This is a genomic window from Nocardioides sp. LS1 (assembly GCF_003865225.1).
Lineage (GTDB): Bacteria > Actinomycetota > Actinomycetes > Propionibacteriales > Nocardioidaceae > Nocardioides > Nocardioides ginsengisegetis.
The window spans coordinates 22224-38064 of record NZ_BIFF01000007.1; the positions used below are offsets into that span (position 1 = coordinate 22224).

21 protein-coding genes are annotated in these 15841 nt (G+C 71.4%); 15 read left to right on the forward strand and 6 right to left on the reverse strand.

What is annotated here, in order from left to right; all coding sequences use genetic code 11:
- Positions 1 to 8: 8 nt before the first annotated feature.
- From EJF31_RS19990 to EJF31_RS20015, 6 genes are read right to left on the reverse strand one after another with little or no spacing between them, the layout of a single operon-like run.
- Positions 9 to 3206, reverse strand: a complete 3198-nt coding sequence (locus EJF31_RS19990; protein ID WP_125038956.1) for an adenylate/guanylate cyclase domain-containing protein — start codon at positions 3204 to 3206, stop codon at positions 9 to 11.
- Between the two features lie 55 nt (positions 3207 to 3261).
- Positions 3262 to 4554, reverse strand: a complete 1293-nt coding sequence (locus EJF31_RS19995; protein ID WP_125038957.1) for a DUF58 domain-containing protein — start codon at positions 4552 to 4554, stop codon at positions 3262 to 3264.
- Positions 4554 to 5549, reverse strand: coding sequence for a MoxR family ATPase (locus tag EJF31_RS20000; RefSeq protein ID WP_125038958.1), 996 nt, complete (start codon positions 5547 to 5549; stop codon positions 4554 to 4556). The genes EJF31_RS19995 and EJF31_RS20000 overlap by 1 nt, the downstream gene beginning before the upstream one ends.
- Positions 5546 to 6664 (reverse strand): DUF4350 domain-containing protein, encoded by a 1119-nt coding sequence (locus tag EJF31_RS20005; protein WP_125038959.1) that lies wholly within the window; start codon positions 6662 to 6664, stop codon positions 5546 to 5548. The genes EJF31_RS20000 and EJF31_RS20005 overlap by 4 nt, the downstream gene beginning before the upstream one ends.
- Positions 6661 to 7266 carry a DUF4129 domain-containing protein gene (locus tag EJF31_RS20010; protein ID WP_125038960.1) on the reverse strand — a complete coding sequence of 202 codons (606 nt, stop codon included), beginning with the start codon at positions 7264 to 7266 and terminating at the stop codon, positions 6661 to 6663. The genes EJF31_RS20005 and EJF31_RS20010 overlap by 4 nt, the downstream gene beginning before the upstream one ends.
- Positions 7263 to 8243 (reverse strand): hypothetical protein, encoded by a 981-nt coding sequence (locus tag EJF31_RS20015; protein WP_125038961.1) that lies wholly within the window; start codon positions 8241 to 8243, stop codon positions 7263 to 7265. The genes EJF31_RS20010 and EJF31_RS20015 overlap by 4 nt, the downstream gene beginning before the upstream one ends.
- A gap of 599 nt (positions 8244 to 8842) precedes the next feature.
- On the opposite strand from EJF31_RS20015, the gene rpsJ reads away from it, so the two are divergent.
- The 15 genes from rpsJ (at position 8843) to EJF31_RS20090 (ending at position 15748) form a co-directional block, all read left to right on the forward strand.
- Positions 8843 to 9151, forward strand: a complete 309-nt coding sequence (gene rpsJ / locus EJF31_RS20020; protein ID WP_008360994.1) for a 30S ribosomal protein S10 — start codon at positions 8843 to 8845, stop codon at positions 9149 to 9151.
- 11 nt (positions 9152 to 9162) lie between these two features.
- Positions 9163 to 9822, forward strand: coding sequence for a 50S ribosomal protein L3 (rplC, locus tag EJF31_RS20025; protein ID WP_125038962.1), 660 nt, complete (start codon positions 9163 to 9165; stop codon positions 9820 to 9822).
- A 2-nt stretch (positions 9823 to 9824) separates the two neighbouring features.
- Positions 9825 to 10517 (forward strand): 50S ribosomal protein L4, encoded by a 693-nt coding sequence (gene rplD, locus EJF31_RS20030; protein ID WP_125038963.1) that lies wholly within the window; start codon positions 9825 to 9827, stop codon positions 10515 to 10517.
- Positions 10514 to 10819, forward strand: coding sequence for a 50S ribosomal protein L23 (gene rplW / locus EJF31_RS20035; protein ID WP_125038964.1), 306 nt, complete (start codon positions 10514 to 10516; stop codon positions 10817 to 10819). Before rplD ends, rplW begins: the two co-directional genes overlap by 4 nt.
- Positions 10820 to 10846: 27 nt before the next feature.
- Complete coding sequence (gene rplB / locus EJF31_RS20040; protein WP_125038965.1) at positions 10847 to 11683, forward strand: 50S ribosomal protein L2; 837 nt, start codon at positions 10847 to 10849, stop codon at positions 11681 to 11683.
- 5 nt (positions 11684 to 11688) lie between these two features.
- Positions 11689 to 11970, forward strand: a complete 282-nt coding sequence (gene rpsS, locus EJF31_RS20045) for a 30S ribosomal protein S19 (RefSeq protein WP_125038966.1) — start codon at positions 11689 to 11691, stop codon at positions 11968 to 11970.
- Positions 11967 to 12392, forward strand: a complete 426-nt coding sequence (gene rplV / locus EJF31_RS20050) for a 50S ribosomal protein L22 (protein WP_125038967.1) — start codon at positions 11967 to 11969, stop codon at positions 12390 to 12392. Before rpsS ends, rplV begins: the two co-directional genes overlap by 4 nt.
- Positions 12392 to 13231, forward strand: coding sequence for a 30S ribosomal protein S3 (rpsC, locus tag EJF31_RS20055; protein ID WP_125038968.1), 840 nt, complete (start codon positions 12392 to 12394; stop codon positions 13229 to 13231). The genes rplV and rpsC overlap by 1 nt, the downstream gene beginning before the upstream one ends.
- Positions 13232 to 13236: 5 nt before the next feature.
- Positions 13237 to 13656: a 50S ribosomal protein L16 gene (gene rplP / locus EJF31_RS20060; RefSeq protein WP_125038969.1), complete on the forward strand. Its 420-nt coding sequence runs from the start codon at positions 13237 to 13239 to the stop codon at positions 13654 to 13656.
- The gene (rpmC, locus tag EJF31_RS20065; RefSeq protein WP_373994737.1) at positions 13650 to 13895 is read left to right on the forward strand and encodes a 50S ribosomal protein L29; all 246 of its coding nucleotides are present in this window, start codon (positions 13650 to 13652) and stop codon (positions 13893 to 13895) included. The genes rplP and rpmC overlap by 7 nt, the downstream gene beginning before the upstream one ends.
- Positions 13892 to 14161, forward strand: a complete 270-nt coding sequence (gene rpsQ / locus EJF31_RS20070) for a 30S ribosomal protein S17 (protein ID WP_125038971.1) — start codon at positions 13892 to 13894, stop codon at positions 14159 to 14161. The genes rpmC and rpsQ overlap by 4 nt, the downstream gene beginning before the upstream one ends.
- 94 nt (positions 14162 to 14255) lie before the next feature.
- Positions 14256 to 14624, forward strand: a complete 369-nt coding sequence (gene rplN, locus EJF31_RS20075) for a 50S ribosomal protein L14 (protein ID WP_090849740.1) — start codon at positions 14256 to 14258, stop codon at positions 14622 to 14624.
- A 2-nt stretch (positions 14625 to 14626) separates the two neighbouring features.
- Positions 14627 to 14989, forward strand: a complete 363-nt coding sequence (gene rplX / locus EJF31_RS20080; protein ID WP_220481223.1) for a 50S ribosomal protein L24 — start codon at positions 14627 to 14629, stop codon at positions 14987 to 14989.
- Positions 14989 to 15561 carry a 50S ribosomal protein L5 gene (gene rplE, locus EJF31_RS20085; RefSeq protein ID WP_125038972.1) on the forward strand — a complete coding sequence of 191 codons (573 nt, stop codon included), beginning with the start codon at positions 14989 to 14991 and terminating at the stop codon, positions 15559 to 15561. Before rplX ends, rplE begins: the two co-directional genes overlap by 1 nt.
- 1 nt (position 15562) lies before the next feature.
- The gene (locus tag EJF31_RS20090; RefSeq protein ID WP_011757321.1) at positions 15563 to 15748 is read left to right on the forward strand and encodes a type Z 30S ribosomal protein S14; all 186 of its coding nucleotides are present in this window, start codon (positions 15563 to 15565) and stop codon (positions 15746 to 15748) included.
- The last annotated feature ends 93 nt before the right edge of the window (positions 15749 to 15841 follow it).

Consider the following 15841-nt stretch of genomic DNA (forward strand, 5'->3'; position numbering starts at 1 on the left):
CCGGTCCCTCAGGCCAGCTCCGCGATCCGGGCCGCCAGCCGCGGGTCGTAGAGCGTGATCTCCTTGACGCGGTAGAGCCTGCGCGCGTCCTCGAGCAGCCGCCGCTCCGCGTCGCGGTCCCCGCGCAGCCGCGCCACCTCGCTGAGCCACCGGGTGCAGTCGGCCTGCTGCCACGCCTGGTCGGTCCGGCCGACCAGCTCCAGCGTCTCCCGGGCGATGGCCCAGGCACGATCCAGGTCTCCGGCCCGGGCCGTGACGAGCGCGCGGCAGCAGGCCACGAGCACGACCGAGATGATGTCGTGCTCCGAGGTGTAGCGCTCGGCCTCGTCGACCAGGGGCGCGACGACCTCGACGGGGTCGCCCCGCTCGAGCATCGCGGCGCACTGCATCGCGATGTACGTCGACGCGTGGGACAGGTCGCCGAGCGCCCGGAACTCGTCGTTCACCCGCTGCAGGAAGGCGATCCCGCTGTCCAGGTCGTCGCTGATGAAGTAGGCGTGCGCGAGGAACGGGTGGCTGAAGTGCCGCCCGTCGGCCTCCAGCGCGTCGATCCGGGCGAGCGCGGCCGCGCAGGTGGCCGCGGCCTCCGGTGAGCCCGCCGCCGCCGCGACGATGGCGCGCATGCACTCGATGCGCACGAGCGCGCGCTCGGTGAGGCCGCCGTGGGAGGCCTGGCTGTCCATCACCGCGGCCGCCTCGCGGAGTGGAGCCCGACCGTAGAAGAGGGCGGCCCCGCGCTGCATGTGCGCCATCCGGACGTCCTCGGCCCCGCCGATGTGGAGGATCTCCTCGACCACCTCGGCCCCCTCGGTCCACCGGGCCCGCATCATGCAGGTGTCCGCCCTGGCCCGCAGGCCGCGGACCACCAGCCGGGGGCGCCCGGCCGCCCGGGCCAGGGCGATGAGCTCGTCGGCCGCCTCGACGACGTCGGCCGGGTCCATCGCGCCACCGGCGTCCATCGTGACGAGGCGTCGCAGCGTGGTGAACAAGGCACGGTCGAGGTCGGTGGCCGTCTCGTCGAGCTCCGCCTCCAGGAGGGCGAGCGTCGGCTCGAGCTTCTCGAGCTCGAGAAGGTCCTGCTGCAGCTCGGCGAGGCGCTCCAGGAGGTCACGGCGGCTGGCGGAGGTCGCGGGACGCAGCTCCAGCGCCCGCTGCAGCAGGACCACCCCGGCCTCGTGCTGCTCCCGGTCACGCGCCTGGCCGGCGGCCCGGGCCATCGCGGTCGTGGCCCGGTCGACGAGCGCCTCGACCTCCGGTCCGCGGACGCCGAGCTCGCGCCGGTAGCGCGCGGCCTGCTCCAGGTGGTGGGCGACGAAGGACATCGTCTCGCCGGCCGCCTGCTCGCCCCCGGCCTCCAGCCCCGTGGCGAAGCGCTCGTGCAGCTCGGCGCGCAGGGACTTGGCCAAGCCGTCGTACGCCGCGTCGCGCACCATGAGGTGCTTGAACGCCCAGGTGTCGCCGCCGGTGCCACGCACCCGGCGCAGCAGGTCGCGGCGGGCGAGCGAGGCCAGCCGCGAGCCCAGGTGGGCGACGGCGTCGGGCTCGACCAGCAGGGTCGCGTCCTCGGTGCCGAACTCCAGGCCGATCACCGACAGCCGCTCGAGCAGGTCCCGCTCCTCCGCGGGGAGACGGTCGAGCCGGGAGGCGAGCAGGGCCGCGACGGTCGGCGGCATGTCGGTCAGGCTCAGCTCGCCGGTGAGCAGCCAGGAGCCGTCCCCGTCGCGGGCGAGCACCCCGGACTCCACCAGGTGCGCGACGATCTCCTCCACGAAGAGCGGGTTGCCACCCGACCACGCGGCGACGGTGTCACCGAGGCCGCCGGGGAGGTCGGCCCCCAGGAGCGCGGCGACGGACTCGTCGGTCTCGCTCGGCGTGAGCGGGTCGAGCCCGAACGTCAGGGAGTTCAGGGCCCCCGACCCCCAGCCGGGGTTGTCCTCGAGCAGCTCGGGGCGGGCCTGGCAGAGCAGCAGGAGGGGCAGGTCGGCGACCTCGTCGCGGACCCGTTCGAGCAGGTCGAGGAGGGTGGGCTCGGCCCAGTGCAGGTCGTCGACGGTCAGCACGAGGGGATGTCGGGAGGCGAGCTCCTCGAGGAGGCGTCGTACGGCCCAGACGGTGTCGGACGTGCCGCCCGGGGTGCCGGACTTGCCGAGCAGCGGCATCAGGAGGTCGGCCACGTCGCCACCGTCGCCGGCCGCCGTGAGCGCCTGCTCGAGCGCGTGCCGGGTGATCTCGTCGGACTCCGTGCCGTTGAGGTGCAGAGCGCCGCGGAGGGCCTGCACGAGCGGCCAGTAGGTGATGCCCTGCCCATAGGACACGCAGCGGCCCGACGCGACGGCGGCGCGGTCCCCGACCCGGGCGAGGAACTCGGTCACCAGCCGCGACTTGCCGATCCCGGCCGGTCCCAGCACGGTCACCAGGTGGCTGCGCCCGCTGCTCAGCGTCCGCTCGAGGGCGTCGTCGAGGGCGCGCGTCTCCTGCAGCCGGCCCACGAGCTGGGCGTCCTGGCGGCGCCGACGTCCCCGGTCGACGTCGAGGACCTCGCGCAGGAGGTACGCCGCGACCGGCTCCGACTTGCCCTTGGCGAGCACCGGCTCGGCCGGCTCCACGTCGACCGCGTCCCGCACCAGCGCCCACGTGTCGGCCCCCAGCAGGATCCGGCCGGGGGGAGCGGCCTGCTCCAGGCGTGCGGCGGTGTTGACGGCGTCGCCGGTGGCGAACGAGCCACCCGCCCGGGCGGCACCTGTGACGACGGAGCCCGTGTTGACGCCGGTCCGGATCACCAGCCGTACGCCGATCTCCGCGGCCAGGTCGTCGGAGAGCGCCGCGACGGCCTCGCCGAGCTCCTGGGCCGCCCGGACCGCGCGGAGGGCGTCGTCCTCCCGCACTTCCGGCACCCCGAAGACGGCCAGCACGGCGTCGCCGACGAACTTCTCGACCGTCCCGCCGTGCCGTTCGACGGCCGCGCGGGCCACCTCGAAGTAGCGGGTCATCACGCCCCGGTAGGCCTCGGGGTCCAGCCGCTCGCCCAGCGCGGTCGAGCCGGTGACGTCGGTGAACAGCAGCGTGACGGTGCGCCGCGTCTCGCGCTCGGCGCCGGTCGGCACGGGCGTCCCGCAGGACAGGCAGAAGCGCGCCTTCGCAGGGAGCTCCTCCCCGCACTGGGCACAGCTGAGACCACCGGGGTCCGGTGGCTGCCCGTCCGCCATGCATCGGATCGTAGGCCCGAACGCGGCCCGTGGCGTCCCCTATCGGAGTTCGGCCTCAGAGCAGGCCGCGCGCCTTCAGGGCGAGGTAGTGGTCGGCCAGCGCCGGAGGCAGCCGCTCCGCGTCGGCGTCGACGACGTCCACGCCGAGCGCCTGGAGGAGGTCGGCCGTGTGCCGGCGTCGCACCAGGACCTGCTCGGCCGCGGCGGCGTCGTACACCTCGTCGACGGTGCCGCGCGTCGCGGCGAGCTGCTCCAGCGCCGGGTCCTTGACCGAGGCCAGCACCACCCGGTGGTGCCGGGTCAGCGCCGGGAGCACCGGCAGCAGCCCCTCCTCGACGGCCGATGGCTCGAGCGGGGTGAGCAGGACGACCAGGGCGCGCTGGCGGCCGAAGCCGGTCACCGCACCGGCCAGGGAGGTCCAGTCGGCCTCGGCGATGACCGGCTCCAGGTCCGCCATGGCCTCTTGCAGGTTGGCCGAGACGTCCCGGGCCCCGGCGGAGCGCAGCCGCGCGCGCACCCGGCGGTCGCCGGCGACGAAGTCGATCCGGTCGCCCGCGCGGGCGGCGAGCGCGGCGAGCAGCAGGGCGGCGTCCATGGCGGAGTCGAGGCGCGGCACGTCGTCGACCCGGCCGGCCGACGTCCGGGACGTGTCGAGCACGAGCACGACCCTCCGGTCGCGTTCGGGCTGCCAGGTCCGCACCACGACGTTGCGGTTGCGGGCGCTGGCCCGCCAGTCGATCGAGCGCACGTCGTCCCCGCGGACGTACTCCCGGAGCGAGTCGAACTCCGTCCCCTGCCCGCGCACCCGGACCGCCGCCCTGCCGTCGAGCTCGCGCAGCCGGGCGAGCCTGCTGGGCAGGTGCTTGCGGGACTCGAAGGGCGGCAGTGACCGGACCGCGCCGGCGACCTCGATCGTCCGCTGCCGAGCCGCCAGGCCAAGCGGTCCGCGGCTACGGACGGTCACGCCGATCGCGCGGAGGTCGCCCCGCCGACGGGGCTGCAGCGGCGTGCGCAGCAGCACCCGGTCACCCGGCCCCAGCCGGACCCGGTGCCGGTTGTCGCTGGCGCCGGCGGTCGGCTGCCACGCGTCGCGCACCAGGGCGGTCACCGTGCGGCGGCCCCCGTTGGTGGCCACGACGAGGGTCTCGGTCGGGTGCCCCATCCGGACCGTGCCCACCGGCCGGCGGTGCATCGTGACCGACGCCGGTGCCGGCGCGACCAGCCAGTCGACGAGGACCGCGACCCCGACCGCGAGCACCCACAGCCAGACCGTGCCCAGGGACGGTCGCAGCACCACCGGGACCAGGCCCAGGAGGAGCAGGAGGGGGACGCGGCCGGAGAGTGCCATCAGCGGGGGACCGGCACCGAGCCGAGGGCGCTGGCGAGCACCTGGCCGACGTCGACACCCTCGAGCTCGGCCTCGGGCCGCAGCCCCAGCCGGTGCACCAGGGTGGCGTGCGCGAGCGCCTTGACGTCGTCGGGCGTCACGAAGTCGCGCCCCGTCAGCCACGCCCAGGCCCGCGCGGCCCGGAGCAGTGCGGTGGCGCCGCGGGGGCTGACGCCCAGGCTGAGCGAGGGGGAGTCGCGCGTCGCCCGGGCGATGTCGACGATGTAGCCGGCCACCTCGGGGGACACCTGCACCTGCCCGACGGCTGCCCGCCCGGCCGCGATGTCGTCGGCCCCCGCCACGGCGCGTACGCCGGCTCCGGCGACGTCGCGTGGGTCGAAGCCGTCGGCGTGCCGCCGCAGGATCTCGAGCTCGGCGGTCCGCTCCGGGATGGGCAGCACCACCTTCAGCAGGAACCGGTCCAGCTGTGCCTCGGGCAGGGGGTAGGTGCCTTCGTACTCGACCGGGTTCTGGGTCGCCGCGACCAGGAAGGGTCGCGGCAGGGGACGCGAGACCCCGTCGACCGAGACCTGTCCCTCCTCCATCGCCTCGAGCAGCGCCGACTGGGTCTTGGGCGGCGTCCGGTTGATCTCGTCGGCGAGCAGCAGGTTGGTGAAGACCGGCCCCTCACGGAAGGTCAGCTCGCCCTGCCGGCTGTCGATCACCATCGACCCGGTGATGTCGCCGGGCATCAGGTCGGGGGTGAATTGCACCCGCCGGGTGTCCACCGACAGCGACGCGGCCAGGGTCCGGACCAGCAGGGTCTTCGCCGTGCCCGGCACGCCCTCCATCAGCACGTGGCCGCCGCAGAGCAGCGCCACGAGCAGGCCGGAGACCGCAGCGTCCTGCCCGACGACGGCCTTGGCCACCTCGGCGCGGACGGCGGCCAGCCGTTCGCGGGCCGCCTCGCCGGCGGGGGCCGCCACGGTGGTGGTGGGGGATGGCTGCTCGCTCATGAACGGCGTACCTCTCTGTCGAGTGCGGCCAGCTGGGTGGCCAGGGCGATCAGGTCGTGGTCGTTGCCGGGGGCCCGCGCGCCCGGCCCGAGGAGGGCCTCGACGTCGCCGACCGGGCGGCCGGTGTGCCGGGCCACGTCACGCACGAGCGTGGCGGGATCGGGATGACCGAGCCGGAGCCGCTCGGCGGCCCGGGTCCGGGCGGCACTGCGCAGCGCCTCGGCGGCGTGGGCGCGGTCGCCGGCCTTGCGGTAGAGCCGGCCGCGGCTGCGGGTGGTCTCGATGGCCTTCACGACCACCGGCAGCGGCTCGGTGGCCAGCGGCCCGAGCCGGCGCGCCCGCCACAGCACCAGCGCCACCACGGCGATGGCGCCGAGCCACAGCCCGGGCCGGATCCAGCGGGGGAGCAGGGTCTGCAGGCTCACGCCGTCGTCGCCGACGAGGTCGTCGACGCTGGGGACGTACCAGACGAGCCGGTCGTGCCCGCCCAGCAGGCGCAGCACCACCGCCGCGTTGTCGGCCCGGAGGATCTCGCCGTTGTCCAGCGCGTCGGCCGCCCCGAGCAGCACCACGCCCGGCCGGGCCTCGGCCAGCAGCGTGCCGTGCTTCCCGGGGAAGCAGCCCCCGTCGAGGGGGTACTCCAGGGCGTGGTCGACCTGCAGCCGGAGCCCGTCGTACGTCGGGTCGGAGCAGTCCGCGGCACGCGGGGAGCCGACGGAGACCTGGTAGGGCAGCTTGCTCACGCCGAACGCCTTGGTCGTGCCCGGTCCCGGGCCGGCGAGCACGAGGTCGGCGTCGCCGGTCGCGCGGAGCAGGCGCCGGGTCGTGCTCGCGCCGAGCTGCTCGGTCGAGGTGACCAGCACGGTCGTGCCGGGCCCGGTGTCGGCGGCGTCGAGCGCGTCGGCGCCGCGCGCCACGGACACGTCGACGCCGTGGTCGGCCAGGACCCGGGCCAGGGCCTGGGCGCCCGCCGGGTCGGGGTTGTCGGGGTCGAGCGGCGTGGTGGTGCGGACCCCCGAGCCGAGCAGGACCACCACGACCAGCGCGGCCACGAGCCCACCCGCGATCAGGAACGAGGTGCGCCGCTCGCGCACCCACGTGCCGGCCCGGCTCACCGGACCGCCGCCAGCTCGTCGTCGAGCGCCAGCACGCCGCCCGCCTGGTCGGCCGTCGCTGGCCGGTGGCCGTAGAGCACCGAGTCGAAGAGCAGCGCCGAGCCGTCCACCCGCTCCCGCTGCTGGGGGTACGTCGACCCCAGCTGCCCGGCGACCTCGTGCGCGGTCGCGCCGGGGGCGTCGTCGAGGCGTCCCCGCTCGACCTCCCGGGCCGTGAGCGCCCGGAAGCCGTCGACGAGGGCGTCCTCGTGGCGGCCCTGCGCCAGGGCCTCCTCGGCCCGGCGGCGCAGCTCGGCCGCCGTCACGGCCTCGTCGGTCAGCACCGACCGCGACTCCGGCTCCGCCTGCGGAGTCCGGCGGGCCCGGGACAGCAGCCAGCCCAGCCCGAGCGCGAGGGCCAGGAAGACCACGATGGCGGCGAACGTCGACAGCGGGGGTGCCTGCGAGGCGGCGTCGATGCCGCGCCCGACCTGGCGCTGCAGCCAGCCGATCACCTGCGCGACGACGTTGGTGCGGTGGTACTCGGCGTGCAGCAGCTCGCGGCGCAGCCAGGACCGGGCCTCGTCGGCCGAGGGGTCCAGCGGCGGGGCGGGCAGCATCACGAGGCGGTCAGCCCTGCCCGGGTCATCAGCTCGACGTCGTACGCCTCCTTGCGCATCCGCTGGTCGAGGTACTGCAGGGAGGCAACCGCGGTGGTGAACGGGGCGACGAAGGCGGCCGAGATGACCGAGGTCAGCGCGTTGGTGAGCACCAGGCCGAGCACCGCGAACTTCGTCGACCCGGCCCCCGCGAGGATGCCCTGCCCGACGAGGGAGACCGGCATGGCCAGCATGCCGCCGGCGATCTGGCCGATGACCACGGTCAGCAGGGCGATGCCGAAGGTCCGCCAGAACTGCCTGCGGGTCAGCCGGAAGCCGCGGCCGATGGCCCCGCCGATGCCGACGTCCTCGAGCATGAGCGCGGGAACGGGCAGGTAGTAGACGCGGATCCAGAACCAGCACATGCCGGCCAGGAAGAGCGGCACGCTGACCAGGCCGTAGACCACGATCTGCCAGGTCTTGAGGAAGAGGACGACCGGCACCCAGCTGAGCGCGTAGACCAGGAGGATCCCGGTGACCATCAGCCCGAGCAGCACGGTCAGCCCGATCAGGCGCCACCGCTTGCCGCGGGTCGCGGCCCAGGCCTCGCCGAGGGTCAGGCGCCGGCCGATCGCCGCCGCCGCGGTCACGTGGGCGATCATCCCCGTGACCAGCACCAGGCCGATCGTCTGCAGGATCGAGCCGAGCCCGAGTGAGCCGAAGGACCCGATCAGCCCCGCGACGTCGGCGGTCGAGGTCGAGCCGCCGGTGCGGTCGAGGGAGAGGTCCACCGTCCACGTCAGCACCGCGGTGACCAGCACCGGGATCGCCATCGACACCGCGGCGACGAGCACGGCGCTGCCGACGGTCGCCTTCGGGTTGAAGCGGATGATCCGGAACGCCGCGTCGTACATGTCCGAGAGCCCCAGCGGTCGCAGCGGCATCGCGCCGGGCTTGTGCGCGGCGCCGAGCATGCCGGGCGCCCAGCCCTGGGCGGGCACCTGGCCAGGCACCGGTCCCGGCAGCTGACCCGGCACCGGGGGCCCCGCGGGCGGCCCCCACGGGGGCGGCGGCGGGGGGGCCTCCCGGCCCGGGGTGCTGCCCCCCGGAGGGGGGTACCACTCGTGCCCGGACATAGGATTCCCCCTCGTGACGTGCGCCTTTCCGGCGGGCCCACATCCTGTCAGGTCGGGCCCTTTCGGGCGCCACCGATCGGATTTGGCCTGAGGCGGGATGTCTGCCAAGATAGTCCGGTTGCTCCGGCGGGTTGTCGGAGTGCGGCACATCTTGACTACTGAATCGCGTCTCCTGGACTGAATCGGTGGTTGGCGTGCGGCCGCACCGTTCCTGCAGCGATGCAGGGGGAGACCCGATGAGCCCGACGAACCCGTCGGGCGCCCACAACGAATGAAGCAGGACCGCGGTCTTGTGTTGCGCCTTTTCAGTTCCACCAGGTGCGACACGCCCGACCGCGGGGGTCGGCCAAGAGGCCGGCGCTTCACGGGCGGAGCAGGGCGGCAGGGCCTCACCCGGGGGCCTGTCGAGAAGGCACAGCACGCGGTACCACCCGGTACAGACTGACTAAGGACGAGAGAGACCTATGGCGGGACAGAAGATCCGCATCAGGCTCAAGGCCTATGACCACGAGGTGATCGACACCTCGGCGCGCAAGATCGTGGACACCGTCACCCGCACGGGTGCCAAGGTCGCCGGCCCCGTGCCGCTGCCGACCGAGAAGAACGTGTACTGCGTCATCCGCTCGCCCCACAAGTACAAGGACAGCCGCGAGCACTTCGAGATGCGCACCCACAAGCGCCTCATCGACATCATCGACCCCACGCCGAAGACGGTCGACTCGCTCATGCGCCTCGACCTGCCTGCCGGTGTCGACATCGAGATCAAGCTCTGAGGTCTGACGAGATGACTTTCGAACGTAACGTGAAGGGCCTGCTGGGCACCAAGCTCGGCATGACCCAGCTCTGGGACGAGAACAACCGCGTCGTCCCCGTGACCGTGATCGCCGCGAGCACCAACGTGGTCACCCAGGTCCGCCAGCCCGAGACCGACGGCTACAACGCCGTCCAGGTCGGCTTCGGCGAGATCGAGGGCCGCAAGGTGACGAAGCCGCAGGCCGGTCACTTCACCAAGGCCGGTACGACCCCGCGTCGTCACCTGGTCGAGATCCGCACCGCCGACGCCTCCACCTACTCGGTGGGCCAGGAGCTCGGTGTCGACACCTTCGCCGCTGGCGAGGAGATCGACGTCACGGGCACCAGCAAGGGCAAGGGCTTCGCCGGAACCATGAAGCGTCACGGCTTCTCCGGCGTGTCCGCGTCGCACGGTGCGCACCGCAACCACCGCAAGCCCGGTTCCATCGGTGCCTGCGCCACGCCGGGCCGCGTCTTCAAGGGAATGCGCATGTCCGGCCGGATGGGTAACGACACCGTCACCACCCAGAACGTCACCGTGCACGCGGTCGACGCCGAGAAGGGCCTGATCCTGCTCAAGGGTGCCGTTCCCGGCCCCAAGGGTGGTCTCGTCGTGCTTCGCTCGGCCGCCAAGAAGACTCAGGAGGCCTGAGCATGGCTACCAAGACCGCCAAGGGTGCGAAGACCGTCAAGGTCGACCTCCCCGCCGAGATCTTCGACGTCGACGTCAGCATCGCCGTGATGCACCAGGTCGTCGTCGCCCAGCAGGCTGCTGCTCGTCAGGGCACGCACTCCACCAAGCGCCGCGGTGAAGTCCGCGGTGGTGGACGCAAGCCCTACAAGCAGAAGGGCACCGGCCGCGCCCGTCAGGGCTCGACCCGCGCTCCGCAGTTCGCCGGCGGTGGCGTCGTGCACGGCCCCAAGCCGCGCGACTACGACCAGCGCACCCCCAAGAAGATGAAGGCCGCCGCCCTGCGCGGTGCCCTCACCGACCGTGCCCGCAACGACCGCATCCACGTGGTCGACGGCCTGGTCTCCGGCGACAAGCCGTCGACCAAGCTGGCGCTGGCCACCCTTGCGGACATCTCGACCCGCGCGCACGTCCTCGTGGTGCTCGAGCGCACCGACGCGATCACCTGGCTCTCGCTGCGCAACGCGCCGCAGGTCCACATCGTCGCCGTCGACCAGCTCAACACCCGCGACGTGCTCGTGTCCGACGACGTCGTCTTCACCAAGGGCGCGTACGACGCACTCGTCTCCGGCACCGCCTCGGCGACCGAGCGCAAGGCCAGCATCGTCGAGGCTCCGGCCGCCGACGCTGTGACTGACGAGGAGGCCTCCAAGTGAGCACCCTGCACAAGGACCACCGCGACATCCTGCTCGCGCCGGTCGTGTCCGAGAAGAGCTACGGCCTCCTCGACGCCAACAAGTACACCTTCATCGTGCGTCCCGACGCCAACAAGACCGAGATCAAGATCGCGGTCGAGAAGATCTTCGGCGTCAAGGTCACCTCGGTGAACACGATCAACCGTCAGGGCAAGACGCGTCGCACGAAGAACGGCCTGGGCAAGCGTGCCGACACCAAGCGCGCGATCGTCAGCCTCGCTGAGGGCCACCGCATCGACATCTTCGGAGGTCCGGTCTCCTGACCGGGCTCCTGACTGAGGACTGAAGACATGGCTATCCGCAAGTACAAGCCGACCACCCCGGGCCGTCGTGGCTCCTCGGTGGCCGACTTCGTCGAGATCACCCGGACCACTCCGGAGAAGTCGCTGACGCGTCCGCTGCCCAAGAAGGGCGGCCGCAACAACCAGGGCCGGATCACCACCCGGCACCAGGGTGGCGGTCACAAGCGGGCCTACCGCATCATCGACTTCCGTCGCTACGACAAGGACGGTGTCCCGGCGAAGGTCGCTCACATCGAGTACGACCCCAACCGCACGGCGCGCATCGCGCTGCTGCACTACGCCGACGGCGAGAAGCGCTACATCATCGCGCCGAAGGGCCTGGAGCAGGGCACCCCCGTGGAGTCCGGCGTGGGCGCCGACATCAAGCCCGGCAACAACCTGCCGCTGCGCAACATCCCCGTCGGTTCGACGATCCACTGCGTGGAGCTGCGTCCCGGTGGCGGTGCGAAGATCGCCCGCTCGGCCGGCAACAGCGCCCAGCTCGTCGCCAAGGAGGGCTCGCGCGCCACCCTGCGTCTGCCCTCGGGCGAGATGCGGTTCGTCGACGTGCGCTGCCGCGCCACCATCGGTGAGGTCGGCAACGCCGAGCAGTCGAACATCAACTGGGGCAAGGCCGGCCGGATGCGCTGGAAGGGCAAGCGCCCGACCGTCCGCGGTGTCGTCATGAACCCGGTCGACCACCCGCACGGTGGTGGAGAGGGCAAGACGTCCGGTGGACGTCACCCCGTGTCCCCCTGGGGCAAGCCCGAGGGCCGCACGCGCAAGCGCAAGGCCTCCGACTCCCAGATCATCCGTCGCCGCAAGTCCGGCAAGGGTAGGAAGTAAACGAGATGCCTCGCAGCCTGAAGAAGGGCCCCTTCGTCGACGGCCACCTGCAGAAGAAGGTGGACGCGGAGAACGACAAGGGCTCTCACAACGTCATCAAGACCTGGTCGCGCCGTTCCATGATCGTGCCCGACATGATCGGTCACACGATTGCCGTGCACGACGGTCGCAAGCACGTTCCCGTGTTCGTGACCGACGCGATGGTCGGCCACAAGCTCGGGGAGTTCGCTCCCACCCGCACCTACCGCGGGCACGTGAAGGAAGACAGGAAGGGACGTCGTCGATGAGCACCACTGAGCGCAACCGCGTCAGCGCGCGCCGCGAGTCTCTCCTCGGCGACCAGCCGGGAGCCTTCGCGAGCGCCCGATTCGTGCGGATCACGCCGATGAAGGCCCGCCGGGTCGTGGACATGGTCCGCGGCATGCACGTCGACGAGGCCCTGGCCCTGCTGCAGTTCGCGCCGCAGGCCGCCTCGGAGACCGTCTACAAGGTGCTCGAGAGCGCGATCGCCAACGCCGAGACCACTGAGGGTCTCGACGCCGGCGACCTGGTCGTCTCCGTCGCCCAGGTGGACGAGGGTCCGACCATGAAGCGCTGGCGTCCGCGTGCCCAGGGCCGCGCGACGCGCATCAACAAGCGCACGAGCCACATCACCCTGGCGGTTCAGCCCGCCGGTGCTGTTGCACTGAAGAAGGGACGGAAGGCCTGATGGGCCAGAAGATCAACCCGAACGGCTTCCGCCTCGGCATCTCCACGGACCACAAGTCCCGCTGGTACGCCGACAAGCTCTACAAGTCGTACGTCGGCGAGGACGTCGCCATCCGCAAGCTGCTCTCCAAGGGCATGGAGCGGGCCGGCATCTCCAAGGTCGAGATCGAGCGCACCCGTGACCGCGTCCGTGTGGACATCCACACCGCGCGTCCCGGCATCGTGATCGGTCGCCGTGGCGCCGAGGCCGACCGCATCCGTGGCGAGCTCGAGAAGCTCACGGGCAAGCAGGTCCAGCTGAACATCCTCGAGGTCAAGAACCCCGAGATCGACGCGCAGCTCGTTGCCCAGGGCGTCGCCGAGCAGCTGTCCGGCCGCGTGCAGTTCCGTCGTGCCATGCGCAAGGCGATGCAGACCTCGATGCGTTCGGGTGCCAAGGGCATCCGGATCCAGTGCTCGGGCCGCCTCAACGGCGCCGAGATGTCGCGCACCGAGTTCTACCGCGAGGGCCGCGTCCCGCTGCACACGCTGCGTGCCGACATCGACTACGGCTTCTACGAGGCCCGCACGACCTTCGGCCGCATCGGCGTGAAGGTCTGGATCTACAAGGGCGAGGTGTCCGGCTCCCGTGCCGAGCGCCAGGCCCAGGCCGCAGCTCGCGCCGGTGTCCCCGGTCGCGGCGGCCGTCCGACCCGTGGCAACGAGCGTGGCGGCGAGCGCCCCAGCCGTGGCTCGCGTGGCGACCGTCCGACCCGTTCGGACCGTGGCACCGACGCTCCGGCGACCGAGGCTCCGGCCGAGGCCGCTGCTCCCGCCGCTGACTCCGGTAAGGAGGCCTGAGCCCCATGTTGATGCCCCGTCGTGTCAAGCACCGCAAGCAGCACCACCCCAAGCGGACCGGTGCGGCCAAGGGTGGCACGAAGCTCGCCTTCGGCGACTTCGGCATCCAGGCGGTCGAGGGTCACTACGTGACCAACCGTCAGATCGAGTCGGCGCGTATCGCGATGACCCGTCACATCAAGCGCGGTGGAAAGGTGTGGATCAACATCTACCCCGACCGCCCGCTGACCAAGAAGCCCGCCGAGACCCGCATGGGTTCCGGTAAGGGTTCCCCCGAGTGGTGGGTGGCGAACGTCAAGCCCGGCCGCGTCATGTTCGAACTTTCCGGTGTTTCGGAGGAAGTTGCCCGCGAGGCCATGCGCCGCGCGATGCACAAGCTTCCGATGAAGTGCCGCTTCATCTCGCGAGAGGCGGGTGAATTCTGATGGCTACCCTCGCCCACGAGCTCGACGAGATGACCAACATCGACCTCGAGGCCAAGCTCCGCGAGGCCAAGGAGGAGCTCTTCAACCTCCGTTTCCAGGCGGCCACCGGCCAGCTGGAGAGCCACGGCCGGCTTCGCACGGTCAAGAAGGACATCGCCCGGATCTACACCGTGGTGCGTGAGCGCGAGCTCGGCATCCGGACCACCCCGGGCTCCAGCAATGAGGATGGTGCCGCATGAGCGAGCAGGCAGTCGAGCGCAACGCTCGCAAGGTCCGTGAGGGCCTGGTCGTCAGCGACAAGATGGACAAGACCGTCGTCGTGTCCGTCGAGGACCGTGTCAAGCACGCGCTGTACGGCAAGGTCATGCGCCGCACCAGCAAGCTGAAGGCGCACGACGAGCAGAACGAGTGCGGCATCGGTGACCGCGTCCTCCTCATGGAGACGCGTCCGCTGTCCGCCACCAAGCGGTGGCGCGTCGTGCAGATCCTCGAGAAGGCGAAGTAACCCTCTCGCCTTGCGGCGAGGACAACCACATCAGTTCGGCCAGGCTCAACAGCACGTGATGCGTTGAGAACCGGCTCGACAACCAGGAGAGACAATGATCCAGCAGGAGTCGCGACTCAAGGTCGCCGACAACACCGGTGCGAAGGAAATCCTTTGCATCCGTGTTCTCGGTGGCTCGGGTCGGCGCTACGCCGGTATCGGCGACGTCATCGTCGCCACCGTGAAGGACGCGATCCCCGGTGGCAACGTGAAGAAGGGTGACGTCGTCAAGGCCGTCATCGTGCGCACCGTCAAGGAGCGCCGCCGTGCCGACGGTTCGTACATCCGCTTCGACGAGAACGCCGCGGTGATCCTCAAGAACGACGGCGAGCCGCGAGGCACCCGCATCTTCGGCCCCGTGGGCCGCGAGCTGCGCGAGAAGAAGTTCATGAAGATCATCTCGCTCGCACCGGAGGTGCTCTGAACATGGCCAAGAGCGTGAACATCAAGAAGGGCGACACCGTCAAGGTGATCGCTGGCAAGGACAAGGGTGCCGAGGGCAAGGTCATCCAGGTGCTCCGTGAGGAGAACCGGGTGATCGTCGAGGGCGTCAACCGCATCAAGCGGCACACCAAGGTCGTGAACCAGGGCGGTCGCGCCGGCAACACCGGCGGCATCATCACCGCCGAGGCTCCGATCCACGTCTCCAACGTCATGCTCGTCGAGGGCGACGGCGTGACCCGGATCGGCTTCCGCCGTGACGAGGTCACCAAGCGCCGCCCGGACGGCTCGACGTACACGTCGACGCGCAGCGTCCGCATCTCGCGCAAGACCGGCAAGGAAATCTGATGACCGAGACCCAGGCCTCCGCCGCGGTGACCCCGCGGCTCAAGACCCGCTACCGCGAGGAGATCCTCCCCGCGCTGCAGGCGGAGTTCGAGATCAAGAACGTCATGCAGGTTCCCGGCCTGACCAAGATCGTGGTCAACATGGGTGTCGGCGAGGCTGCTCGCGACTCCAAGCTGATCGAGGGTGCCATCAAGGACCTCACCGCGATCACCGGCCAGAAGCCGCTCGTGACCAAGGCCCGCAAGTCCATCGCGCAGTTCAAGCTCCGCGAGGGCATGCCGATCGGTGCGCACACCACGCTGCGCGGCGACCGGATGTGGGAGTTCCTGGACCGTCTGCTGTCGCTCGCGCTGCCGCGTATCCGCGACTTCCGCGGCCTCTCGCCCAAGCAGTTCGACGGCCGTGGCAACTACACGTTCGGTCTGACCGAGCAGGTCATGTTCCACGAGATCGACCAGGACAAGGTCGACCGTTCGCGCGGCATGGACATCACCGTCGTGACCACCGCGACCAACGACGACCAGGGCCGCGCGCTGCTCAAGCAGCTCGGCTTCCCGTTCAAGGAGAACTGACATGGCGAAGACCGCACTGAAGGTCAAGGCCGCCCGCAAGCCGAAGTTCGCGGTGCGTGGCTACACGCGCTGCCAGCGTTGCGGCCGGCCCAAGGCCGTCTACCGCAAGTTCGGCCTGTGCCGCATCTGCCTGCGGGAGATGGCGCACCGGGGCGAGCTGCCGGGCGTCACCAAGTCCTCCTGGTGACCTCGAACTTCCACTCTTTTCACAACCAACGATCGCTGCAGGTCGCACCTGAGGTTCAGGTGCGAAACCACGGTGGAGAAAGGGCCTCGCGGC